The sequence below is a fragment of the Arthrobacter sp. B3I9 genome, assembly GCF_030816935.1.
Lineage (GTDB): Bacteria > Actinomycetota > Actinomycetes > Actinomycetales > Micrococcaceae > Arthrobacter.
In genome coordinates, this window is the sequence record NZ_JAUSYO010000001.1 from 2,396,471 (window position 1) to 2,420,016 (window position 23,546).

Annotated in this window: 17 protein-coding genes; 5 read left to right on the forward strand and 12 right to left on the reverse strand. The window is 66.6% G+C overall.

The annotated features are described in order from the left end of the window. Nucleotides 1-23: 23 nt before the first annotated feature. The 5 genes from QFZ65_RS11290 to QFZ65_RS11310 all read right to left on the reverse strand — a co-directional run bounded on the left by QFZ65_RS11290 (nucleotide 24) and on the right by QFZ65_RS11310 (nucleotide 5,999). Nucleotides 24-692 (reverse strand): 1-acyl-sn-glycerol-3-phosphate acyltransferase, encoded by a 669-nt coding sequence (locus QFZ65_RS11290; protein WP_306910437.1) that lies wholly within the window; start codon nucleotides 690-692, stop codon nucleotides 24-26. After that, nucleotides 679-1,425 (reverse strand): HAD hydrolase-like protein, encoded by a 747-nt coding sequence (locus QFZ65_RS11295; protein WP_306910438.1) that lies wholly within the window; start codon nucleotides 1,423-1,425, stop codon nucleotides 679-681. Before QFZ65_RS11295 ends, QFZ65_RS11290 begins: the two co-directional genes overlap by 14 nt. 111 nt (nucleotides 1,426-1,536) lie before the next feature. Beyond that, nucleotides 1,537-4,377 (reverse strand): excinuclease ABC subunit UvrA, encoded by a 2,841-nt coding sequence (uvrA, locus tag QFZ65_RS11300; RefSeq protein WP_306912556.1) that lies wholly within the window; start codon nucleotides 4,375-4,377, stop codon nucleotides 1,537-1,539. Nucleotides 4,378-4,594: 217 nt separating this feature from the next. Further along, nucleotides 4,595-4,984 carry a GntR family transcriptional regulator gene (locus QFZ65_RS11305; protein WP_306910440.1) on the reverse strand — a complete coding sequence of 130 codons (390 nt, stop codon included), beginning with the start codon at nucleotides 4,982-4,984 and terminating at the stop codon, nucleotides 4,595-4,597. A 235-nt stretch (nucleotides 4,985-5,219) separates the two neighbouring features. Further along, nucleotides 5,220-5,999 (reverse strand): trans-aconitate 2-methyltransferase, encoded by a 780-nt coding sequence (locus QFZ65_RS11310; protein WP_306910442.1) that lies wholly within the window; start codon nucleotides 5,997-5,999, stop codon nucleotides 5,220-5,222. 166 nt (nucleotides 6,000-6,165) lie between these two features. Between QFZ65_RS11310 and QFZ65_RS11315 the strand changes: the two genes are divergently transcribed. The 3 genes from QFZ65_RS11315 to QFZ65_RS11325 all read left to right on the forward strand — a co-directional run bounded on the left by QFZ65_RS11315 (nucleotide 6,166) and on the right by QFZ65_RS11325 (nucleotide 10,646). After that, the gene (locus QFZ65_RS11315; protein ID WP_306912557.1) at nucleotides 6,166-8,712 is read left to right on the forward strand and encodes an RNA helicase; all 2,547 of its coding nucleotides are present in this window, start codon (nucleotides 6,166-6,168) and stop codon (nucleotides 8,710-8,712) included. A gap of 37 nt (nucleotides 8,713-8,749) precedes the next feature. Beyond that, entirely contained in the window at nucleotides 8,750-9,250 is a 501-nt protein-coding gene (locus QFZ65_RS11320) for a GNAT family N-acetyltransferase (protein ID WP_306910444.1), read from the forward strand. A 118-nt stretch (nucleotides 9,251-9,368) separates the two neighbouring features. Further along, on the forward strand, nucleotides 9,369-10,646 hold the full coding sequence (locus QFZ65_RS11325; RefSeq protein ID WP_306912558.1) for an alpha/beta fold hydrolase: 1,278 nt from the start codon (nucleotides 9,369-9,371) through the stop codon (nucleotides 10,644-10,646). An 84-nt stretch (nucleotides 10,647-10,730) separates the two neighbouring features. Here the strand turns inward: QFZ65_RS11325 and QFZ65_RS11330 are convergent, their stop codons facing one another. From QFZ65_RS11330 to coaE, 3 genes are all read right to left on the reverse strand, one after another. Next, the gene (locus QFZ65_RS11330; protein ID WP_306910446.1) at nucleotides 10,731-11,759 is read right to left on the reverse strand and encodes a TerC family protein; all 1,029 of its coding nucleotides are present in this window, start codon (nucleotides 11,757-11,759) and stop codon (nucleotides 10,731-10,733) included. A 159-nt stretch (nucleotides 11,760-11,918) separates the two neighbouring features. Next, on the reverse strand, nucleotides 11,919-14,000 hold the full coding sequence (gene uvrB, locus QFZ65_RS11335) for an excinuclease ABC subunit UvrB (protein ID WP_306910448.1): 2,082 nt from the start codon (nucleotides 13,998-14,000) through the stop codon (nucleotides 11,919-11,921). 40 nt (nucleotides 14,001-14,040) lie between these two features. Continuing rightward, nucleotides 14,041-15,279 (reverse strand): dephospho-CoA kinase, encoded by a 1,239-nt coding sequence (gene coaE, locus QFZ65_RS11340; protein WP_306910449.1) that lies wholly within the window; start codon nucleotides 15,277-15,279, stop codon nucleotides 14,041-14,043. 22 nt (nucleotides 15,280-15,301) lie between these two features. Between coaE and QFZ65_RS11345 the strand changes: the two genes are divergently transcribed. After that, entirely contained in the window at nucleotides 15,302-16,000 is a 699-nt protein-coding gene (locus tag QFZ65_RS11345; protein WP_306910451.1) for a YigZ family protein, read from the forward strand. Next, nucleotides 15,984-16,505: a GNAT family N-acetyltransferase gene (locus tag QFZ65_RS11350; protein ID WP_306910453.1), complete on the forward strand. Its 522-nt coding sequence runs from the start codon at nucleotides 15,984-15,986 to the stop codon at nucleotides 16,503-16,505. The genes QFZ65_RS11345 and QFZ65_RS11350 overlap by 17 nt, the downstream gene beginning before the upstream one ends. Nucleotides 16,506-16,912: 407 nt before the next feature. Here the strand turns inward: QFZ65_RS11350 and QFZ65_RS11355 are convergent, their stop codons facing one another. The 4 genes from QFZ65_RS11355 to polA all read right to left on the reverse strand — a co-directional run bounded on the left by QFZ65_RS11355 (nucleotide 16,913) and on the right by polA (nucleotide 23,385). After that, entirely contained in the window at nucleotides 16,913-17,341 is a 429-nt protein-coding gene (locus tag QFZ65_RS11355) for a VOC family protein (protein ID WP_306910455.1), read from the reverse strand. Between the two features lie 314 nt (nucleotides 17,342-17,655). Then, nucleotides 17,656-19,131: a 30S ribosomal protein S1 gene (rpsA, locus tag QFZ65_RS11360; RefSeq protein ID WP_306910457.1), complete on the reverse strand. Its 1,476-nt coding sequence runs from the start codon at nucleotides 19,129-19,131 to the stop codon at nucleotides 17,656-17,658. Between the two features lie 235 nt (nucleotides 19,132-19,366). Beyond that, nucleotides 19,367-20,653, reverse strand: a complete 1,287-nt coding sequence (locus QFZ65_RS11365; RefSeq protein WP_306912559.1) for a GNAT family N-acetyltransferase — start codon at nucleotides 20,651-20,653, stop codon at nucleotides 19,367-19,369. A 92-nt stretch (nucleotides 20,654-20,745) separates the two neighbouring features. Then, a complete protein-coding gene (gene polA, locus QFZ65_RS11370) occupies nucleotides 20,746-23,385 on the reverse strand; it encodes a DNA polymerase I (RefSeq protein WP_306912560.1) in 2,640 nt (879 codons plus the stop codon). Nucleotides 23,386-23,546: the final 161 nt, after the last annotated feature.

A 23,546-nucleotide genomic window follows, 5' to 3' on the forward strand; every position in this document is an offset into this window, starting at 1 on the left:
GGGGGTCTCCGGGACAGGGCCTGCTACTCGATGGCCTTGCTCTGGTTGTAGCCCGTGGCACGTTGTTGCCCGCTCAGTTCCGCTACCGCATCCATGATCCGGTCAGTGACCTGGCGGCGTGCCGGCAGCGAATGGTCCGGCCCCGTCTTTTCGAAGTAGAGCGGCTCGCCGACCTTCATGGTGAAGTGCTGCGGCTTGATCGACTTGCTGTCCGCCGGCTGCAGGTGTTCGGTCCCGATCAGCCCGACAGGAACAACGGGGGCGCCCGTCGTCAGGGCGAGCCAGCCGACCCCGGTCCGGCCGCGGTACAGCAGGCCGTCGCGTGAACGCGTGCCTTCGGGGTAGATACCGATGCCCCTGCCCGAGTCCAGGATCTCCAGCAGCGTCTTCAACGCCTGCACGCTGGCGGCCTGCTCGCCGCGCTCGACGGGAATGGAACCGACGGCCTCGAAAAAGGACTTCATGACCTTCCCCTTGACGCCGCCGGTGTTGAAGTACTCGGCCTTCGCGAAGAACGCAACGGGGCGCGGCATGAGGGCCTGGACGATCACGCTGTCGAGGAAGGAAAGGTGGTTCGGGGCGACGATGAACGGCCCGTCCTTGGGCACGTTGTCAAGGCCGATGACGGTGGGCCGGCAGGTGGACGTCAGGAGTCCCCGCGTGGTCCAGCGGATGGCATCAAACATGGGCATTGGCCGGCACCTCGCTCCGGGCTGCGTCGTCGACGTCGGCTGCGTCCCGCCGGAGGACCGACTCGTGCAGGGCCTCGGTGGAATGCACGATTTCAGCAGCGCCTGCCTCGCGGAGCTCGCCGTCGAGGGCAAAGCCCCAGCCGACGCCGATGCACTCAAGGCCGTTTGCCGCGGCGCCGGCCACGTCCTGGGCGCGGTCCCCCACCATCACGGCCTGCCCGGGGTGCGCGGCGGCCTGCTGTTCCAGATCTGCCAGCGCGGCCGCGACGATTTCGGCTTTTCCGGCCGGAGCGGAGGCGTCCGCCGCTGCCATCTCATCGGGGGCGGAGCCCCGGATGGTGTCGAAGAGGTGGGCGATGCCGTGGTGTTCGAGCACCACGCGCGCCAGGTTCTCGGGCTTTTGCGTGGCGACCCCCACGGGACGGCCGGCGGCGGCGAAGGTTTCCAGCAGCTCCCGGATCCCCGGGTACAGCTGGCTCTGGGCTATGCCGCTGGAGACGTAATGCGCGCGGTAGATCGTAATGGCACGTTCCAGCTGGTGCGCGGGAACGCCAGCGATTGCGGTGAGCGCATGACTGAGCTTTGGTCCGATCATTGCGTCCAGTTGGGCCGGGCCGGGCACGGGAAGCCCGAGTTCCGCGAGAGCCGCTGCGATTCCGCCCGTAATTCCGCCGGCGGGATCGACAAGAGTGCCGTCCAGGTCGAAGATCAGGGGCACTGTTGTATGGGTCACCGGCCTAGTTTCTCACGACTGCCGTGATGCCAGAAACTCGCATGCCGCGCACGGAATACTTCCGCTGCCCCGGCGGGGCCGCCGTGCCCGGCGATGGCCGGGCACGGCGGCTCAGGCCAGGATCTCGGCGAGGAAGGCCGCGGTGTGGCTCTCCGAGGACTTTGCCACCTGCTCGGGCGTGCCCGAGGCAACGATCCTGCCGCCGCCGGACCCTCCGTCGGGACCCAGGTCCACGATCCAGTCGGCGCTCTTGATGACATCAAGGTTGTGCTCGATCGTGATCACGGTGTTGCCCTTGTCCACGAGGCCCTGCAGGACCATCAGCAGCTTGCGGATGTCCTCAAAATGCAGGCCCGTGGTGGGTTCGTCCAGCACGTAGATGCTGCGGCCGTTGGAGCGCTTCTGCAGCTCCGCCGCAAGCTTCACGCGCTGGGCCTCGCCGCCGGACAGCGTGGTGGCGGGCTGGCCGAGGCGCACGTAGCCGAGGCCGACGTCGACGAGCGTGGACAGGTGCCGGGCAATCGGCGAGAACGCCGCGAAGAACTCGGCGCCTTCCTCGATCGGCATGTTCAGCACGTCGGCAATGGTCTTGCCCTTGTAGTGCACCTCGAGGGTTTCCCGGTTGTACCGGGCACCGTGGCATACCTCGCAGGGGACGTAGACGTCCGGCAGGAAGTTCATCTCGATCTTCAGCGTGCCGTCACCGGAGCAGGCCTCGCACCTTCCGCCCTTGACGTTGAAGGAGAACCTGCCCGGCTGGTACCCGCGGACCTTCGCCTCGGTGGTCTCGGCGAAAAGCTTGCGGATGTTGTCGAACACGCCCGTGTAGGTGGCCGGGTTGGAGCGCGGCGTGCGCCCGATGGGGCTCTGGTCCACGTGCACGACCTTGTCGAGGTGCTCGAGGCCCTGGACCAGCTTGTGCCGTCCGGCGACCTGCTTGGCGCCGTTGAGCTTGTTCGCGAGGACCTTGTAGAGGATCTCGTTGACGAGGGTGGACTTGCCGGAGCCGCTGACCCCGGTCACCGCCGTGAACAGGCCCAGGGGGAAGGTGGCGTCGACGTTCAGGAGGTTGTTCTCCTTGGCGCCGACAACCTTCAGCTCCCGCTTTTTGTCGTACTTGCGGCGCTTCTGGGGAACCTCGATCTTCTTCCTGCCGGACAGGTAGTCGCCGGTCAGCGAGGCGGTGTTCTCCAGCAGTTCCTTGTAGGACCCGGAGTGGACCACCATGCCCCCGTGCTCGCCGGCGCCGGGTCCGATGTCAACGACCCAGTCGGCCTCCTGGATGGTGTCCTCGTCGTGCTCGACCACGATCAGGGTGTTGCCGAGGTCCCGCAGCCGGGTGAGGGTCTCGATCAGGCGGCGGTTGTCGCGCTGGTGCAGGCCGATGGAGGGCTCGTCCAGGACGTAGAGAACGCCGACAAGGCCGGACCCGATCTGGGTGGCGAGCCGGATCCGCTGCGCCTCGCCGCCGGAGAGCGTACCGGAGGGCCGTTCCAGGTTCAGGTACTCCAGGCCGACATCGAGGAGGAAGGTCAGCCGGGCCTGGATCTCCTTCAGGACCTGGTGGGCGATCTGGGCTTCCCGGTCCGTCAGGACCAGGTTGTTCAGGAAGTCGGCGCACTCGCGCATGGGCAGGGCGGCGACCTGGGCGATGCTGTGGCCGTTGATCAGCACCGAGAGCGACGCCGGATTCAGGCGCGCGCCGTTGCAGGCCGGGCAGGGTATCTGCCGCATGTATTCCTCGTAGCGGTCCCGGGCCTTGTCCGAGTCGGTTTCGAGGTGCTTGCGGTGGACGTACTGGATGACGCCCTCGAAGCCGGTGCTGTATTTGCGTTCCCGGCCGAAGCGGTTGCGGTACTGGACCACAACCTTGTGGTCCTTGCCGTGCAGCACCGTCTGGCGAGCGTCCTCGGTGAGTTTGTCCCAGGGCGTCTTCATCGAGAAGCCGACTTCCTTGGCCAGACCGCCGAGCAGCCTGCCCCAGTATTCCGACGTCGCGGTTCCCAGCGACCAGGGCGCGATGGCACCCTCCGCGAGGGACAGCTCCCCGTTGGGGATGATCAGCTCCTCATCCACTTCCAGCTTGGTGCCGATGCCGCTGCAGGCAGAGCAGGCGCCGAAGGGGTTGTTGAACGAGAAGGACCGCGGTTCGATCTCGTCGATCGCCAGCGGGTGCTCATTGGGGCAGGCGAGGTGCTCGGAGAAGGCCCGGACACGGTCGGGGTCGTCCGCATCGAGGTCGACGAATTCGGCCAGGACGCGGCCTTCCGCCAGCCCCAGGGCGGTTTCCACCGAGTCGGTGAGGCGCTGGCTGATGCCTTCCTTGACCACCAGGCGGTCCACCACCACTTCGATGGTGTGCTTGAACTGCTTGCCCAGCTTGGGCGGATCGCTCAGCTGGATGAGCTTCTCGTCCACCCGGGCACGGGAGTAGCCCTTGGCCGTGAGTTCCTTGAAAAGTTCGACGAATTCGCCCTTGCGGCCGCGGACCACAGGAGCGAGGACCTGGAAGCGGGTGCCCTCCGGCAGCTCCAGCAACTGGTCCACGATCTGCTGCGGTGTCTGCTTGGTCACCGGCTCCTTGCAGATGGGGCAGTGCGGGCGGCCCACGCGGGCCCACAGCAGGCGCATGTAGTCGTAGATCTCGGTGATGGTGCCGACCGTGGAGCGGGGGTTCTTGCTCGTGGACTTCTGGTCGATCGAGACTGCGGGCGATAGGCCTTCGATGAAGTCGACGTCGGGCTTGTCCACCTGGCCCAGGAACTGCCGGGCGTAGGCGGAGAGCGACTCGACGTAGCGGCGCTGGCCTTCCGCGAAGATCGTGTCGAAGGCGAGGGAGGACTTGCCCGAGCCGGAGAGTCCGGTGAAGACGATCATGGCGTCGCGGGGCAGGTCGAGGTCCACGTTCCGCAGGTTGTGTTCGCGGGCGCCCTTGACCACCAGCCGGGACATGTCCGGACGCTTCACTTGGGAACGGGAGTCGACGGCGCGGCCCGGTTGTGCGGTGCGTACGGGCGCGGAGCCCATCGGAACGGGGGTCTGGATATCAACGGCTGGATCTTCAGCTACGGCTTTAGGCACGCTACCAATGCTAATCGAAAACTTCTTCGAACATCTATCCGGGCTGTGTCCCAGCGACGATAACGGGGACGGGTGTGCTACCGGTGCGTCATTCGCGATCGTAGGCCGCGGCAAGCAGCTGCACGGCCTCGGCGAAGCTGGCGCCGCGGGCCTTGGCGGCGGCGGCAAAGTCCGCGGCGGCGGCCGAGAGCGAGCTCCACGCTTCATCGCGGGCGCAGACCACGGTGCCGTTCCGGCCGCGGGTCGCGACGATGCCGGCGGCCTCCAGTTCCTTGTAAGCGCGGGCCACCGTGTGCGGCGCGACCCCCAGCTCGGCGGCAAGGTTGCGGACGGCCGGCAGCCGGGTGCCCGGTGCCAGGGTGCCGTTGTCGGCCCTTTCAATGATGTTCAGCCGGAGCTGCTCGAACAGCGGGACGGAGCTGGCCGGGTTCGGTTTCCAGACGCCCGGGAAAGGTTCTGCGACGCTCTCCGGATTCACTGTTCCGGCCCCTGGCGGCCGGTTCGCTGTTCGCGAAGGGCGAACTGTGCCTCAGGGAGACCCGGGCAGGGCCAGCCCGCCGCCCTCAGCTGGCGATGAGTCCCGTGGTCAACAATCCGTCCGTGGTCCATGACGAGAATTAGATCAGCGTCCCGGACGGTGGACAAGCGGCGCCCTCCCGGGCGGGACGCATTCAAGGGGCCGCGGTGTTCAAGGAGGCCACGGTGTTAATGCGTCAGCCCCGCTTGCGTGCCACGGCGAAGGTCCGGCGGAACGGATACACGGTCCCGTGCTCCGATGGCGGGTAGGCCTCGGCGAGGCGGGCGGAATACTCGGCCTCGAACCGGAGGGCCTCCTCGGCGGTGAGCGCGGCCAGAACGGGGCGGAGCCCGGCACCGCGGACCCATTCCAGGACCGGGTTTTCGCCCGGCAGGAGCTGCAGGTACGTCGACTCCCACGCGTCGGCGTCGCAGCCGGCGTCGAGCATGATCCGGAGGTAGTCGCCGGGGTCACCCGCGGCGTCGTCGTGGCGGAGCACGCCTGCGAGCCGGTGGGACCATGCGTCGGACGCGGCCAGTTCCCGCATCAGGGTGTGGGAGGGCGAGTTGAAGTTTCCGGGGACCTGCAGGGCGAACCACGCGCCGGGTTTAAGGGCCCGGAGCCAGCCCGGCAGCAGGTCGCGGTGGCCGGGGACCCACTGCAGGGCGGCGTTGGTCAGGACGACGTCCGCCTCTTCCGGGGGCGTCCAGGCAGCAATGTCCGCGCGGTTGAAGGAGAGGTGGGGCTTCTTGGCGGACCATTCCTCGGCGCGTGCCAGCATCTCTGCGGACGAATCGAGGCCCACCACTTCCGCGGAGGGCCAGCGGTCGGTGAGGGTGGCGGTCAGGTTGCCGGGGCCGCAGCCGAGGTCCAGTACGAGCCGCGGATTGTCCGCGTGGATCCGGCCTGTCAGGTCAAAGAAGGGCCTGTCCCTGTAGTCGCCGAACTGCACATACTTGGCGGGATCCCATTTCACCGTGTTCCTCCAATGCGTGTTCCTCTAATGCGCGTTCGTCCAGACAAAAAATGCTCTCCGAGCCTAGCCCGGGCCGCAGGCGGGTCCAAAGCGGCGCGCACCGGGCGGCGCGGAACGCTTCCGGGCGGGACATCCAGGCGGGTTCCGCCCACTAAACTGGAACATGATGAAACTTGTTGATCAGCTCCCCGCCCCGGCCGCCCGAGTCCCAGGCAGGACGGGAATGGATGCGGACGAGCTGTACACGCGCTTTGTCGAGTGGACGGAGAGCCGCGGACTTGCCCTCTACACCGCGCAGGATGAGGCCATCATGGAACTGGCTTCCGGCTCCAACGTCATCCTGGCCACGCCCACAGGTTCCGGGAAATCCCTGGTAGCGATCGCTGCCCACTTCCAGGCCATGGCCCGCGGAGAGCGCAGCTACTACACGGCCCCCATCAAGGCCCTTGTGTCGGAGAAGTTCTTTGCCCTGTGCGAGATCTTCGGCGCGGAAAACGTCGGGATGATCACCGGTGATTCGGGCGTGAACCAGGACGCCCCGATCATCTGCTGCACGGCGGAGATCCTCGCGAACACGGCCCTGCGGGAAGGCTCCGCCGCGGACCTGGGCGCAGTCATCATGGATGAGTTCCACTTCTACTCCGACCCGCAGCGCGGCTGGGCGTGGCAGGTTCCGCTGCTGGAACTCGTCCAGGCCCAGTTCCTGCTGATGTCCGCGACGCTGGGTGACGTCAGCCGCTTCGAGAAGGGCATCAGCGAACTGACCGGGCGTCCGACGACGACCGTCAGCTCGGTCGAACGGCCCATCCCGCTGCACTACTACTACGAGCAGACACCCGTCCACGAGACCCTCGAAGAGCTGCTGGCCACGAAACAAGTGCCCGTCTATGTGGTGCACTTCAGCCAGGTGGAGGCCATTGACCGCGCGCAGAACCTGATGAGCGTCAATGTCTGCACCCGCGAGGAAAAGGACAAGATCGCCGAGCTCATCGCCGGCTTCCGGTTCGCCGCCGGCTTCGGCAAGACCCTGAACCGGCTGGTCCGCCACGGCATCGGCGTCCACCACGCCGGCATGCTCCCGAAGTACCGCCGGCTTGTGGAGCAGCTGGCCCAGGCGGGCCTGCTCAAGGTCATCTGCGGCACGGACACGCTGGGCGTCGGCATCAACGTGCCGATCCGTACGGTCCTGCTGACGGCGCTCAGCAAATACGACGGCGTCCGCACGCGGCTGCTCAACTCCCGCGAGTTCCACCAGATCGCGGGCCGCGCCGGCCGCGCCGGTTATGACACGGCGGGAACGGTGGTGGTGCAGGCGCCCGAGCACGTCACCGAGAACGTGAAGGCGATGGCCAAGGCAACGGCGAAGTTCGGCGATGACCAGAAGAAGCTGCGCCAGGTGGTCAAGAAGAAACCGCCCGAGGGCTTCGTGTCCTGGGGCGAGCCGACGTACAAGCGCCTGGTGGAATCCGTTCCGGACCCGCTGACGTCCAGCTTCACCGTGACGCACGCGATGCTGATGAACCTGATGGAACGGCCCGGCGACCCCTTCCAGGCCGCGCGCCGGCTGCTGACCGAAAACCACGAGTCCCGCTCCTCCCAGCTGCAGCTCATGAAGAAGGCCCTGGGGATCTACCGGGAACTGCTGGCCGCCGGCGTCGTGGAACGCATCCCTGCCGAGGAGCAGGGTCCGGACGGGCGCACCGTCCGGCTCACCGTCCACCTGCAGCCCAACTTTGCCCTGAACCAGCCGCTGTCCCCCTTCGCCCTGGCGGCACTGGAACTGCTGGATCCGGAGTCGCCGTCGTACGCCCTCGACGTCGTTTCCGTGATCGAATCCACGCTCGAGAAACCGCGGCAGATCCTTTCCGCGCAGCTCAAGAAGGCCCGCGGCGAGGCCGTCGCCGCGATGAAGGCAGACGGCATCGACTACGACCAGCGCATGTCCATGCTCGAGGAAGTCAGCTGTCCGCAGCCCCTGGCGGAAATCCTCGGCGAGGCGTTCGATGTTTACCGCAAGGCCGCGCCCTGGGTCGGCGACTTCGAACTCGCTCCCAAATCCGTCATCCGTGACATGTACGAACGCGCCATGAACTTCGGCGAGTTCGTGCAGTTCTACGGCCTGGCCCGCTCCGAAGGCATTGTGCTGCGCTACCTCGCGGACGGCTTCAAGGCGCTCCGCCAGACCGTCCCGCAGGACTTCCTGCGCGAAGACCTTGAGGACCTGGTCGCGTGGCTGGGTGAACTGGTCCGCCAGGTCGACTCGAGCCTGCTGGATGAATGGGAGGAGCTCACCTCCGGCGCCGTGCCGACGCCGCACGACGCTCCGCCGCCCCCGCCGCCGTCGCTGACCTCCAATATCCGGGCTTTCCGGGTGATGGTCCGCAACGAGATGTTCCGCCGGGTGGAGCTGTTCGCGGATGAGGACGCCACAGCACTGGGCGAGCTCGACGGCGGATCCGGCTGGGACGCCGAACGCTGGGAAGACGCGCTGGATGACTACTTCGATGAACACGACGACATCGGCACCGGACCGGACGCGCGCGGACCGGGCCTGCTGATCATCACCGAGGAACCCGGGACGTGGAAGGTCCGGCAGATCTTCGACGACCCGGCGGGCAACCACGACTGGGGCATTTCCGCGGAAGTGGATCTGGGCGCCTCGGACGAGACCGGCACCGCCGTCCTGCGGGTAACCGACGTCAGCCGGCTGTAGGCGCCAGTAAGCTCGGACGAGCCAGTAAACTCGGACAATGAGTGTAATCCGGCCTGCAACCGCCAACGACGTCCCCGCAATCCTGCAGATGATCCACGACCTCGCGATCTACGAGAAGGAGCCGGACGCCGTCCGGAACACCCCGGAGATGCTGCACGCGGCGCTGTTCGGCGAGAACCCCCGGATCTTCGCGACAATGGCCGAGAACGACGCCGGGGACGTCCAGGGCTTCGCGCTGTGGTTCCTGAACTACTCCACGTGGGAAGGCGTCCACGGCATCTACCTCGAGGACCTCTACGTGAAACCCGAGGCGCGCGGCGCCGGCCACGGCAAGGCCCTTCTCCGGCATCTCGCCGCGACCGCCGTCGACCGCGGCTACGCCCGGGTGGAATGGAGCGTGCTGGACTGGAACGAGCCGTCGATCAACTTCTACAAGAACCTGGGCGCAGCGCCGATGGATGACTGGTCCGCCTTCCGGCTGACCGGTGCCGCGTTGGAATCCTTCGGCACCTCGCACCGGGTGCAGACCCTTGGCTGACCGTCCCGTGGCCGCGCTGGCCAGCCCCTCCCAGGGCCTGCTGGAGGCCGGAGTATCCGCTGGCACCCGGGCCAGCACCGTTCCGCATACGGTCAAGGCGCGGCACGAGTACCGCGGCATGCGCACCGTGGAGCACTACTTCGAAGTGCCCCTGGACCACTCCGGCGGCCTGGGCCCCGGCAGCGGCGAGACGATCACGGTGTTCGCCCGCGAATACGTCTCCGCGGACCACAGCGAGGAGGCCGCGGCGGAGCTGCCCTGGCTGCTCTACCTGCAGGGCGGTCCCGGCGGGCGCGGCAACCGGCTTCCTGCCCTGGGCGGCTGGAGCAAGGCAGCCGCCCGCGACTTCCGCATCCTCATGCTGGACCAGCGGGGCACCGGCCTGTCCTCCCCCATCGACCGCAACACGCTGCCCCTGCGGGGTAACGAGGCGGACCAGGCCGGGTATCTGTCGCATTTCCGCGCGGACTCCATCGTCGCCGACGCCGAAGCCATCCGGCACGCCCTGGGCTCGGCGCCCTGGACTGTCTACGGCCAGAGCTATGGCGGGTTCTGTGCCCTCAGCTACCTCTCCTTTGCCCCCGAGGGTCTGCGTGAGGTTTTCATCACCGGCGGGCTGGCCCCGCTGTCCGGACCGGCGGACCGTGTGTACCGGTCAACCTTCCGCCGCGTCGCCGCGCGCAACGCGGAATACTTCGGGTGGTATCCGGAGGACCGGCAGGCCGTCACCCGGATCGCCCAGCACCTACGGGAGTCCGAGGAGATCCTGCCGGACGGTTCGCCGCTGACGGTGGAACGCTTCCAGATGGTGGGTTCCTTCCTGGGCGGCAACACCCGGGTGGACGCCCTGCACCACCTCCTGGAGGACGCTTTCGTGAGCACCCCGGACGGCGAGAGGCTGTCGGACGCCTTCCTCGAACAGGTCCGCGGCATCGTTTCCCGGTCCGCCAACCCGCTGTATGCCCTCATGCACGAATCCATCTACGCCCAGGGCGAGGGCACCGACTGGGCCGCGTGGCGGGTCCTCCAGGACTTTCCCGAGTTCCAGCCGGACGCGCCGGAGCCGCTGCTGACCGGCGAGATGGTGTACCCCTGGTACTTCGAACAGGACCCGGCACTCCGACCATTGCGCAACGTCGCGAACCTGCTGGCGGAAAAGGCGGACTGGCCGCCGCTCTACGATCCGGACCGGCTTGCCCGGAACAATGTTCCCGTGGCGGCTGCCGTCTACACGGACGACATCTACGTGGACCGGGACCTGTCGTTGGAGACCGCGGCGGCGGTCCGCGGCCTGCAGGTGTGGGAGTCCGCCGACTTCCACCACGACGGGATCGCCGACGACGGCGAGGAGATTTTCGGCCGGCTGCTCGGCATGACCCGGTCGGTCCGGGTCTGACCCTCCCGCACGCCGAACGACGACGGCGCCGCACCCCTTCAGGGGTCCGGCGCCGTCGTCTTTTGCTACGGGATTACTGCAGGGCTACTCGACGTCGCTGAGGCTCTTGCGGGAGTCCTCTTCGAGGCGGGCGTCGAGCTTGGCCTTGGAGGCCTTGGAGCTGGCAAGGCTGGCGATGACGGCCACGACGATGGTGCCGATGATTACTCCCAGCGAGACAAAGGTCGGGATCTCGGGAGCCCACTCGATGTGGTGGCCGCCGTTGATGAACGGCAGTTCATTGACGTGCATGGCGTGCAGGACCAGCTTGACGCCGATGAACGCCAGGATGACGGACAGCGCGTGCTTCAGGTAGATGAGGCGGTTCATCAGGCCGCCGAGCAGGAAGTACAGCTGGCGCAGGCCCATGAGGGCGAAGATGTTTGCGGTGAAGACGATGAAGGCGCTCTGGGTAAGACCGAAGATCGCCGGGATGGAGTCGACAGCGAAGAGCAGGTCGGTCATGCCGATGGTCACGAAGACGATCAGCATCGGGGTGAAGACCTTCTTGCCATCCACCACGGTGCGCAGGTTGCCGCCGTCGAACTTCTCCGACATCGGCAGGACCTTGCGGATGCGCGCGATGAGCGGGTTTTCCTTGTCTTCCTCGTCCTCGCCCTCATCCTGGGCCTGCTTCCAAGCGGTCCAGAGCAGGAAGGCGCCGAAGATGTAGAAGACCCAGCTGAACTGCTCGATCACGATTGCGCCGAGCATGATGAAGATGCCCCGGAGGACCAGCGCGATGATGATGCCCACCATGAGCACCTCCTGCTGGTACTTACGCGGTACCGAGAAGCGCGCCATGATGATGATGAACACGAACAGGTTGTCGATGCTCAGGCTGTATTCGGTCACCCAGCCGGCGATGAACTGGCCTCCGTACTCCGGGCCGGTGAACGCGAACATGGCGCCCGCAAAGACCAGGGCCAGTGCAATGTAGAAGCTGACCCACAGCCCGGCCTCCTTCATGGAGGGCTCGTGCGGGCGCTTCAGGACCAACAGCAGGTCGATGGCAAGGATGATGCCGAGGACGACAAATGAGCCGACCTCGAACCAGATGGGAAGTTCGGGCACGAAGATACCTTTCGTAGGGTGCGACTAAGCGGTGTAAGTCTCTCCGACTGCCCGGCGTCGAACTGCCTGGCTGCCCGCTACGCCCGGCAAGGCATCTGTGCCGTGCGTGTTGACGATCGTAGCGCTTGGGATACTCCCCTACGTTCGAACCACTTTACCTTAGGCGTGCCCGGCGGACTGCATCTGCCGGAGTTCCTTCTTCAGCTCCCCTACCTCGTCACGGAGACGGGCGGCCAGCTCGAACTGCAGCTCCCCCGCCGCGGCGTGCATCTGTTCCGTCAGCTGTTCGATCAGCCCCACGAGGTCCTCGGCCGGGGCGGCAGCGAGCCCGTCGGACCGGACCTTCGACGCGCCCTTGCCCTTGCCGCGCGTCTTGCCCGCTGCAGCGAGCAGCTCCCGGGTGTCCGCGTCCTCCTTGTTAATCTGGTCCGTGATGTCCGCGATTTTCTTCCGCAGCGGCTGCGGGTCGATGCCGTGCTCGGTGTTGTACTTCACCTGGATTTCCCGGCGGCGGTTGGTCTCGTCGATGGCCTTGGCCATGGAGTCGGTGATGCGGTCCGCGTACATGTGGACCTCGCCGGAGACGTTGCGGGCGGCACGGCCGATGGTCTGGATCAGTGAGGTGGACGAGCGCAGGAAGCCTTCCTTGTCCGCGTCCAGGATGCTCACGAGGGAAACCTCCGGCAGGTCCAGGCCTTCACGGAGCAGGTTGATGCCCACCAGGACGTCAAAAACGCCCATCCGGAGTTCACGCAGCAGTTCCACCCGGCGGAGGGTGTCGACGTCGGAGTGCAGGTATTCGACCTTGACGCCGTGGCCCAGCAGGTAATCGGTGAGGTCCTCGGCCATCCGCTTGGTCAGGGTGGTGACCAGGACGCGTTCGTTCTTGGCGGTCCGGGTGCGGATCTCACCCAGCAGGTCATCGATCTGGCCCTTGGTGGGCTTGACGATGACTTCCGGGTCGATCAGCCCGGTGGGCCGGATGATCTGCTGGACGAAGCCGTCGGACTTGTCGAGTTCGTACTTTCCAGGGGTAGCTGAAAGGTAGACGGTCTGTCCCACGCGGTCCTGGAATTCATCCCACTTGAGCGGGCGGTTGTCCATGGCCGACGGCAGGCGGAAACCAAAGTCCACGAGGTTCCGCTTGCGGGACATGTCACCCTCGTACATGGCGCCGATCTGCGGCACGGTGACATGGGATTCGTCGATCACCAGGAGGAAATCGTCAGGGAAGTAGTCGATGAGGCAGTGCGGCGCGGTCCCGCGGGCGCGTCCGTCGATGTGCGAGGAGTAGTTCTCGATGCCGTTGCAGAAGCCCATCTGCTGCATCATTTCCAGATCGTACGTGGTGCGCATCCGGAGCCGTTGGGCCTCCACCAGCTTGTTCTGGCTCTCGAGCACCTTGAGGCGCTCGGCGAGTTCGTCCTCGATCCGCTTGATAGCCCGGCTCATGCGTTCCGGACCGGCCACGTAGTGGGAGGCCGGAAAGACGTACATCTCCGTCTCGTCCCGGATGACCTCCCCGGTGAGCGGGTGCAGGGTGTAGATGTTTTCGATCTCGTCCCCGAAGAACTCGATCCGGATGGCGAGTTCCTCGTACATCGGGATGATTTCCACGGTGTCGCCGCGCACCCGGAACGTGCCGCGGTGGAAGTCCATGTCGTTGCGGGCGTACTGCATGGAGACGAACTTGCGCAGCAGGGCGTCGCGGTTCATCTCCGCGCCCTTGCGGAGGGTCACCATGCCCGCGATGTACTCTTCCGGGGTGCCCAGGCCGTAAATGCAGGAGACGGTGGCCACCACGATCACGTCCCGGCGGGTGAGCAACGCGTTGGTGGCGGAGTGGCGGAGGCGTTCCACTTCCTCATTGACGGAGGAGTCCTTTTCGATGAAGGTGTCCGTCTGCGCCACGTAGGCTTCGGGCTGGTAGTAGTCGTAGTAGGAGACGAAGTACTCGACCGCGTTGTTCGGGAGCAGTTCGCGGAATTCATTGGCGAGCTGCGCGGCAAGGGTCTTGTTCTGCACCATCACCAGGGTGGGCCGCTGGACCTGTTCGACCAGCCACGCCGTCGTCGCGCTCTTACCGGTACCGGTGGCGCCGAGCAGCACCACGTCCTTTTCGCCGTTCTTGATCCGCTCGGTCAGTTCGGCGATGGCCGTCGGCTGGTCACCCGCCGGCTGGAACTCGCTGATGACCTCGAACGGCGCCACGACTCGGTTGATTTGCTGGGCAAGACTCATGCAACTAATCTACCGCCGGGCACCGACAAGAATTCCGGATTCAGCTTTGGGCGGTACGGGGCACGGCATTGGCTCCCGACGGCGGCTGCCAGCCCGTGCGCTTCGCCCAGGCCTCCATCCGCGGGAACGCCTGGCCAGTGAACCAGCTCTCCTTATCCGCTGCGTAGCCTGCCGTGGACTTGTCCGAGACATGGCGCCTCGCCACCCGGCGTTTTTCGGCGAGGTAGTCCGCCCGGGCCGCTTCGTCATCGCGCAGCCAGTCACGGAAGCAGAGCGCAAAACGCCAGCCCGCAGACCCTGCGATGCGGACATGGACGTTGACGGCGCGGCCGGGGTCGGCGCTGCCGTGGAGCCGCTTGACCCAGTCGGCCGGGTCCGGATGGGAGGGCTTGGGATTGTCCGAGACGATCCCCGGCCAGCGCGGGAACCCGGATTCAGCCAGCAGCGGGGCGATCCGGTCCGCGGCGGCCATGTCGTGCACGCCGAGCTGCAAATCGACGACGTCCTTGGCGTCCAGGCCGGGAACGGCGGTGGATCCGACGTGGTCCAGCGTCATGATCTCGTCAGGAGCCACCGCCTGCAGGCGGGCGATCAGCCGTCCGGCCTGCGCCGGCCAGTCCCGCTGGGCCGTCATGATGACGGGACCTCCCGTCCGGGGAGCCACCCGGCCCTCCTTGAGGTTGGCCGCGAAGGGCACCAGGCGGAACTTCCAGAGCCGGTCCACGGCGTCGCGGAGTTCATCTTTCGTGCCTGAATTGTCCAGTACGACGTCAGCGGCCGCCAAGCGGTCCTCCCGCGTGGCCTGGGCAGACATCCTGGAGCGGGCGTCCGCTTCGGTCATGTGCCGGTGTTGCACCATCCGCTCGACCCGGACGGTGTCCGGTGCGTCCACGACCAGGACCAGATGGAAATGGGTCCCTTGCCCGGTCTCCACCAGCAGAGGGATATCCTGCACCACGACGGCCCCGGCCGGCGCGGCGGCCACCAGCGCGGCGGCGCGCTCCCGGACGAGCGGGTGGATGATGCCGTTCAGCACGGCGAGGCGGTCCGGGTAGCCAAAGACCAGGGCCCCCAGCCGGGGGCGGTCAAGGTGGCCGTCCGGGGTCAGGACCGCGGAGCTGAACGCGTTGACGACCTGCGCCAGGCCGGGGCTTCCGGGCTCCACCGCTTCCCGCGCCAGCGCGTCCGCGTCCACCAGCACCGCCCCGAGTTCGCGCAGGCGCGAGCCAACCACCGACTTCCCCGAGGCTATGCCACCCGTCAATCCGATCTTCAGCACCCCACCAGACTAAACTGATCCGGTGGCAGAAGATGCAGTGGTGGCGGAGAGCCGGGCCACGACCTACACCACGCTGGCCGAACCGGAGTTCCGCCACGAGCTGGAGGTCAAGCGCTCCCGGTTCATCACGGTACTGCACCGGACCGGCGACGAGGACCAGGCGAGGTCGTCGCTGGCCGGGCTCCGCAAGGAGTTTTACGATGCGCGGCACCACTGCTCCGCGTTCGTCCTGGGACCGGACCGGAGCGTGCAACGCTCCAATGACGACGGCGAGCCGTCGGGCACGGCCGGCGCGCCGATGCTCGAGGCGCTGCTCAAACGCGAGACCGCCCCCGGCGTGGCCGACCTCAGCGACGTGACGGCCGTCGTCGTCCGTTACTTCGGTGGAATCCTGCTCGGCGCCGGCGGGCTGGTGCGGGCCTACTCCGAATCGGTGTCGGCTGCCCTGGACCGGGCGGGGATGGTGCACCGGCGGCGGCTGCGGGTCTGCGCTGTTGCCGTGCCGCACGCGGTGGCGGGCCGGCTGGAAAATGACCTGCGCGCCGCGGGCTATGTCATGGCGGACACGAGCTACGAGGCACAGAACACGGTGCTCAGGCTTGCGCTGCCGGACGATCCGGCGGCCCTGGACGCGGCCGTTGAACGGCTCGCGGCCCTTTCGGCCGGACGTGCGGCGCTGGTGCCCGGCGGATCGGAGTGGGTGGATGTCCCCATCGGCTGAGCTGCCCTTGGTGGTGTTCCTCGTGGACGTCGGGGAGGATGTGCTGGAGCACCTCCTCGCCGTGGCCGTCCGGGACGCCGACGCTGACGAGGTGACGCCGCCCATCGGTGGCACCGCAGGCTGGAACTCCGAGCGGATCAGCTGGTTCCGCGAATACCACCGGACGGCCACCGGGCTGGACGGCCCCGCACGGCAGAAGAGCTGGGCCATCGGGTACGCGGGCGGGCTGGCAGGATCCATCCGGCTGAAGCGGACAGGACCCGGGACCCTCGAAACCGGGATCTGGCTGGCGCGGAGTAGCCGCGGTCTGGGCATCGGGCAGGAGGCCCTACGGCAGGTGACGGCCCACGCTGCTGCCTCCGGCGCCGCCAGGCTCGAGGCCTGCACGACGGCCGGCAACCGCGCGGCGCTGGCCCTGTTGCGCGGGTCGGGGGCGGAGCTCGTCTTCGAGACTGCGTCCGAGGCCCCGCAGGCGTCAGTGCGGGCCTACATCCCGCTGCGCTGAGCCCGGTTCGCCGCACCGGCTTCCCCACTCCCCGCTGGGGCCCGTCCCCGGTCCCAGGCTCAGGCATCAGGCCCAAGGGTTCAGGCTCACAGGGCCCAGTTCTCACCGGACATGCTCAACGTCGTATGCCCCGTTCGGACATGACCCACGTTCGGCACAGCCATTGGGCATGTCCTCCCGGACGCACCACAAGAGCCGGACATGTCCCACGTTCCGCACAGCCATTGGGCATGTCCTCCCGGACGCACCACAAGAGCCGGACATGTCCCACGTTCCACGCGCGCACCGGACATAATGCCAAGATGCCCATTCGTTGAACCCAGGACTGGACAAGTCCCCCGCAATACGAAGCCAACATCGACCTAACCCGCGTTCCACGTGGCTACAGGGCGGCCGGCGCGGTCCGGCTAACGGGCGATTTCCCAGATATGGCCGCCGGGGTCCCGGAAGCTGGCAGTGCGGATTCCCCAGGGCCGGTCCAGCGGGCCGTTCAGCAGCTCGACTCCGCGCGCGGCCAGTTCCGCGCACATGGCGTCGACGTCGTCCACCTCGATGGTGAACTGCATTCGCGCACCGGCCTCGGGTTGGGCCACGACAGCAGGGCGGATCAGCTCCGGCGCTTCGCTGGCTTTGAGCAGATTGATCATGGTGTTCTCGAACCGGAACACCGTGGAAGCGTCGTCTTCGTACACCACCGGCAAGCCGAACACGTCCTCATAGAACAGTCTTGTGACAGCCAGATCCTCCACGAACAGCGTGATGGCTCCGATACCCCTCGGCCACGGGCCGCCGCTATGAGCAACCGCCGCTTTGGCCCCTTCTGATGCTTCAACCATGACTTGCTCCCTCCGAAAGCTTGGTCTGCAACCTCCACACTGTGCGCTCGCGCTCGGCCCGCGTCAAGAATCTTCCTGCCGCAGGACTGAGCATGCTCCCCCTGCGACGCCTCAGGACTGGACATGCTCCCCCTCGGGCCTAGCCACTGGGCATAGACCCGCATATGCCCATCCGCCCGGCCCAGGGCTGGGCATGTCCCCGGGGAAAAGCCGCCCCAACCCCGCCCAGTTCCTGGCCTAACGCAAAAGCGGGCCCCTGCGCATGGCAGGGACCCGCTTGAGCTAGCCCTCGATCACTCGGAGGCCGGTGGCAATTAGTTGCCGGTCAGCTTCTCGCGCAGAGCAGCAAGAGCCTCGTCCGAAGCAAGCGTGCCTGCACCGGTCTCGGTTGCAGCGGGCTCGGAGGAGTAGCTGGTGGTGCCGGAGTCGCTCTCGCCGGACGTTGCAGCTGCAGCGTCGTCGGCAGCGTGCTGGGCAACCTGCTTCTTGTGTGCTTCCCAGCGGGTCTGGGCGTCAGCGTACTGCTGCTCCCAGGCGGCGCGCTGGTTCTCGTAGCCTTCAAGCCACTCGTTGGACTCCGGGTCGAAGCCCTCCGGGTACTTGTAGTTACCCTCTTCGTCGTACTCAGCGGCCATGCCGTAGAGAGCCGGATCGAATTCGGTGCTCTCGGCGTCAACGCCCTCGTTAGCCTGCTTGAGGGAGAGGGAGATGCGGCGGCGCTCGAGGTCGATGTCGATGACCTTGACGAACAGCTCGTCGCCAACGGAGACAACCTGCTCGGCCAGCTCAACGTGGCGCACGGCGAGCTCGGAGATGTGGACCAGGCCTTCGATGCCGTCTTCAACGCGAACGAACGCGCCGAACGGAACCAGCTTGGTGACCTTACCCGGAACAACCTGCCCGAGGGCGTGGGTGCGGGCGAAGGTCTGCCACGGATCTTCCTGCGTAGCCTTGAGCGACAGGGAAACACGCTCGCGGTCCAGGTCGACCTCGAGAACCTCGACGGTGACTTCCTGGCCAACTTCGACAACCTCGGACGGGTGGTCGATGTGCTTCCAGGACAGCTCGGAAACGTGAACCAGGCCGTCTACGCCGCCCAGGTCCACGAAGGCACCGAAGTTGACGATGGAGGAAACGACGCCCGGACGGACCTGGCCCTTTTCCAGCTTGTTGAGGAACGTGGAGCGGACCTCGGACTGGGTCTGCTCGAGCCATGCACGGCGGGACAGCACAACGTTGTTGCGGTTCTTGTCCAGCTCGATGATCTTGGCTTCGATCTGCTGACCGATGTACGGAGCAAGGTCGCGCACACGGCGCATCTCGACGAGGGATGCGGGCAGGAAGCCGCGCAGGCCGATGTCGAGGATAAGACCACCCTTGACAACCTCGATGACGGTACCGGTGACGACGCCGTCTTCTTCCTTGACCTTCTCGATGTCGCCCCAGGCGCGCTCGTACTGAGCACGCTTCTTGGAGAGGATCAGGCGGCCTTCTTTGTCTTCCTTGGTGAGCACCAGGGCTTCGACCTGATCGCCAACGGAGACGACGTCTCCGGGATCAACGTCGTGCTTGATGGAAAGCTCGCGGGAGGGAATGACACCTTCGGTCTTGTAACCGATGTCGAGCAGAACTTCATCGCGGTCGACCTTGACGACGGTACCTTCGACGAGGTCTCCGTCGTTGAAGTACTTGATGGTCGCGTCGACTGCTGCGAGGAAGTCCTCAGCGGTACCGATGTCGTTAATCGCGACTACGGGGGTACCGGGCTTCTCGGTGGAGGTGATGGTCATGTAGTAGGGGCTCCGTTGTGGATAGTAAGTCGGTCAGGGAAACCGCTTCCCCCGCATTATGGAATGCAGGCCAAGCGCACGGCGTCTCAACTGGGATCGGCCGGGTCACCCTGATTTGTGGATTGTAAATGCGCGCACGTAGTACACGCCCGTTTAGTCTAGTCGTTTACTCCAACGCCGGTCAAAGCGCGGGGGGTCGCGCGGCGGGTGCCGCGCGGTCCTCCGGGGCCGGGCGCTAGAAGTGCGTGAGGCAGTGCGCCGGGCGTTCGACGGCGAACATGCGGGCGGCGCGGAACGCGGCGTCCGGCGTGTGCTCGCGGATGCGGCCGGAAGCCGCCAGCGTAACGGGATGGATCCCGCCCAGGTAGATCGAGGACAGCGCCGCTACGTCGAGTTCGAGATCAGCGGGGTGGCCGCCCGCGTCGGTGACGACGGCGGCGCCGCATGTCACGTCCAGGGCGAATCTTCCGTCCGCCAGGCCAAGGGAATCTGACACGTGCAGCACCAGCCGCCCGTCGGCGGGATAGTGGCGGGCTTCAAGGGCGTCCTTAACGTCCAGGATCCTTAGCCAGAGCATGTCCCTCGCGTCCGATGCCTCCACGCAGCGGGCGTCCTCGAGCGCCCACGGCAGGGGGTCATCCACCGGCGACTCCCGCCAGGTGACCCGTTCGACCAGGTCGATGGCGCCGAGGTACTGCCACAGCTCCAAGTACGCGGCACGGGTTGCCGCGACGAGGTCAACGACCTCCATGGTGTACGGCGTGCTGGACCAGCCCCCGAACTTGTACGAGACGTAGCCGTCCACCTCCCCGTCCGGCCCGTAATGCAGCGCCACCTTGAGCTTCGGGTCCTCGCCGCCCTCCCGGCTGATGGAGCCCGAGACGAAGCGCCGGTAGAACTCGTGACGGTCGATGGATCCGGGCGTCGTGCGGTGCAGCCGGTCGAAGACCAGCGGGGCCAGGTCCAGGAGGACCCGGGGATCGGCTACCTCGACGCTGCCGACCGGAGCGTGGTTCAACTTGAAACGCGACGTCGTATCCACTTTGATCGACTGCTCCGACGTCGCCACGCCGAATCCGAAGCGCCCGTAGATCGAAGCTTCCGAGGCGGTGAGTGCCGCCATCGCCAGGCCCTCCTCCCGTGCCCGTGCCAGGTCCTCCCCCATCATGCGGCGCAGCAGCCCGCGGCGCCGGTGCGAGGTCCGGACGGTCACGGACGTCACCAGCCAGGTGGGCAACAGCCGGCCAAAGCCGATGTTCAGGCTCTTGGTGAAAGTCGCGAAGGTGGCGACCGGCACGTCCGCTCCCAGCGAATGGCCAGCGACGGCGCCCGTCTGGTAAACGCCCGTCATGACGCGGCGGTCAGCGCGCTGCATCTCGATCCCCAGGTCCACCCGGGCATCGTCACGGCGCTCATCGTGGAAGCCGAAGGCCACTGCCCGCATCCACGCCACCGACTCCGGGTACGCCGGATCGTCTTTGGCCGCAGGCTCGAACCGCCGGATTTCGTAGTCCCCGCTCAGATTAGACACAGCCCCGAGCCTAGCCAACGGTGCAGCGGCCCGCCACCGCTGGCCCGCCGGCCACCCCGGGCGGACCGCCCTCCCCCGGAAGCCTAGTGCCCGGCGTCGTACCAGGTGGGGCCGACGCCGATCTGGACTTCCAGCGGAACGCTGAGCTCGGCCGCGGCCCCCATCTGTTCGGTGACCAGCTTCTCCACGGCAGCCCGCTCGCCGTTAGCGACCTCGAGGACCAGTTCGTCATGCACCTGCAGCAGCATGCGGGACTTGAGCCCCTGCTCGGCCAGCGCCCCGGCGACGCCCAGCATGGCCCGCTTGATGATGTCTGCAGCGGACCCCTGGATGGGCGAGTTCAGCGCGATGCGTTCGGCGTTCTCGCGGAGCTGGCGGTCCGAGCTGGTGAGGTCCGGGAGGTAGCGGCGGCGGCCTTCGATGGTTGCCGTGTAGCCGTCGATCCGGGCCTGGTCCACCACGCCCCGCAGGTAGTCGCGGACAGCGCCGAACCTGTCAAAGTACTCCTTCATCAGGGTGCGGGCCTCGTCCACGGAAATTTCCAGCTGCTTGGACAGCCCGAAGGACGTCAGACCGTAGGCCAGGCCATAGGACATCGCCTTGACCTTGGAGCGCATGGCGCTGGTGACCTCATTGGCGGGCACCCGGAAGATGTTGGAGCCCACGAAGCGGTGCAGGTCCTCGCCTTCCTTGTAGGCCGCGATCAGCCCGGCGTCGCCGGAGAGGTGCGCCATGATCCGCATCTCGATCTGGGAGTAGTCCGCCGACAGCAGGCACTCGTAGCCCTCGCTGACGACGAAGATGCCGCGGACCCGGCGCCCTTCCTCGCTGCGGATGGGGATGTTCTGCAGGTTCGGGTTGTTGGACGAGATCCGTCCCGTAGCCGCCACGTTCTGCGCGTACGTGGTGTGGATCCGGCCGTCCTCGGCGACGGACTTCTTCAGGGTTTCGAGCATCTGCCGCAGCTTCGCGGATTCGCGGTGTGCCATCAGCTGGACCAGGAACTCATGCCCGGTCTTTTCCAGGAGGTTCTTCAGCGATGCGGCGTCGGTGGTGTACCCGGACTTGATCTTCTTGGTCTTGGGCAGCTGGAGTTCGTCGAACAGCACCGTCTGCAGCTGCTTGGGCGACCCCAGGTTCACCTCGTGGCCGATCGCGGCAAACGCCAGTTCCTGCGCGTTGTCGATCACCTTTGCGAGATCGGCCAGCTGCTCATCCATCCGCTGCATGTCGATGGAGATCCCGGCGAGTTCCATCTCGGCGAGGACCCGGCTGACCGGAAGCTCAAGGGTGGAGAGCAGCTCCTGCGCCTGGCGGTCCGTCAGCTCCGCTTCGAAGTAGCGGCTCAGCGCATGGACGACGGCGGCGACCTGGACCAGGGCGCCGGCGGCCGCTTCATCGCCGTCGAAGTCCAGTTCCAGCTGTCCCGCCTTCGCCGCGGCGGTGGAAATTGCAATGTTGAGGTGGTGCTGCGCCAGCTCCGCCAGTTCGTAGCTGCGGCGGTCGGGCTCGATCAGATAGCCGGAGATCGAGGTGTCATCCACCACGCCTGCCAGTTCCAGGCCACGGGCGGTCAGCGCCTTCAGAGCGGCTTTGTAGCCGTGCAGCACCTTGGGCGCCCCGGGGTCCCGCAGCCAGGCCGCAAGGACGTTTTCGGACTCGGCGTCCTGCCCGGCCAGGTCGATGTAGGCGGCTGCACCGTCGCGGACGATGGCCACCGCGGCGGCGTCCTCGCCGATCCGGCCCGGGACAAGGTCCACAGCCAGCGCAGTCCGCTGGCCGGCGCCAGCGGCCAGGAATGCATCCAGGTCAACCGCCCCTGCCGGAGTCACGAATTCCGGAACATCCAGGCTCTCCCGCTCGGGATTTTCCGGAGCCTCGTCACCGTACAGGGCAAAGAGCCGGGAACGGATGGTCTTGAATTCGAGGGTGTCAAAGAGCTCCTCGAGCGCGGCCTGGTCCGGCCGCGGTTCGGCGAGCTCGTCCAGTGTCACGGGGAGCTCCAGGTCGGTGTGCAGCCTGTTCAGCCGCCTGTTGCGCTTGACGGACTCCACATGTTCCCGGAGGGCGTCCCCCACCTTCCCGCCGATCGAGTCCAGGTTTTCGAGGACCCCCTCGAGGCCGCCGTAGAGGTTGATCCACTTGGCTGCCGTTTTGGGTCCGACGCCGGGAACCCCCGGGAGGTTGTCCGCCGACTCCCCCACCAGGGCGGCAAGGTCCGAGTACTGGGCGGGGCTGACGAAGTACTTTTCCTGGATGGCAGCCGCGTCCATCCGCGGGATGTCGCTCACGCCCTTCTTGGGATAGAGCACGACCACGTTGTCGGTAATGAGCTGGAAGGCGTCGCGGTCGCCCGAGACGAGCAGCACCTCGAAGCCGGCCTTTTCCCCCATGCTGGCCAGGGTGGCCAGGATGTCATCGGCTTCATAGCCGGGCAGCTTGATGGTCTTGATCCCCCACGCGCCCATGACCTGGTCGATGAGGTCGATCTGTCCGCTCATCTCCCGGGGGGTTTCGTTGCGGCCGCCCTTGTACTCGCTGTACTCGGCCTTCCGGTGCGTGGTCTCGTCCGATACGTCAAAGGCCACCGCGATGTGGGTGGGCTGCTGTTCCTTGATGAGGTTGATGAGCATCGAGGTGAACCCATGGATGGCGTTGGTGTGCTGCCCGTTGGACGTGGAGAATTTGTCCGCCGGCAGGGCAAAGAAGGCCCGGAAGGCCATGGAGTGGCCATCGAGCACCATCAGCCGGGGCTGGTCAGTGATGGGGACCACCGGCGCCTCCGTCGCTGAAACCTCCGCGCCGGAGCTGCGGGGCTTCTGGACTGGCTCAGCGACCAGGACCGAGGCGCTCTGCGCCGGTGCTGCGTCTGCTGGAAGGGTGG

Coding starts and splice junctions, on each gene's coding strand:
- QFZ65_RS11290 (WP_306910437.1), bottom strand. CDS start 692: ATGCCCATGTTTGATGCCATCCGCTGGACCACGCGGGGACTCCTGACG.
- uvrA (WP_306912556.1), bottom strand. CDS start 4,377: ATGTCCCGGCTGGTGGTCAAGGGCGCCCGCGAACACAACCTGCGGAAC.
- QFZ65_RS11315 (WP_306912557.1), top strand. CDS start 6,166: ATGAAACTTGTTGATCAGCTCCCCGCCCCGGCCGCCCGAGTCCCAGGC.
- QFZ65_RS11320 (WP_306910444.1), top strand. CDS start 8,750: ATGAGTGTAATCCGGCCTGCAACCGCCAACGACGTCCCCGCAATCCTG.
- QFZ65_RS11325 (WP_306912558.1), top strand. CDS start 9,369: ATGCGCACCGTGGAGCACTACTTCGAAGTGCCCCTGGACCACTCCGGC.
- uvrB (WP_306910448.1), bottom strand. CDS start 14,000: ATGAGTCTTGCCCAGCAAATCAACCGAGTCGTGGCGCCGTTCGAGGTC.
- QFZ65_RS11350 (WP_306910453.1), top strand. CDS start 15,984: ATGTCCCCATCGGCTGAGCTGCCCTTGGTGGTGTTCCTCGTGGACGTC.
- QFZ65_RS11355 (WP_306910455.1), bottom strand. CDS start 17,341: ATGGTTGAAGCATCAGAAGGGGCCAAAGCGGCGGTTGCTCATAGCGGC.
- rpsA (WP_306910457.1), bottom strand. CDS start 19,131: ATGACCATCACCTCCACCGAGAAGCCCGGTACCCCCGTAGTCGCGATT.
- polA (WP_306912560.1), bottom strand. CDS start 23,385: ATGGCCTTCCGGGCCTTCTTTGCCCTGCCGGCGGACAAATTCTCCACG.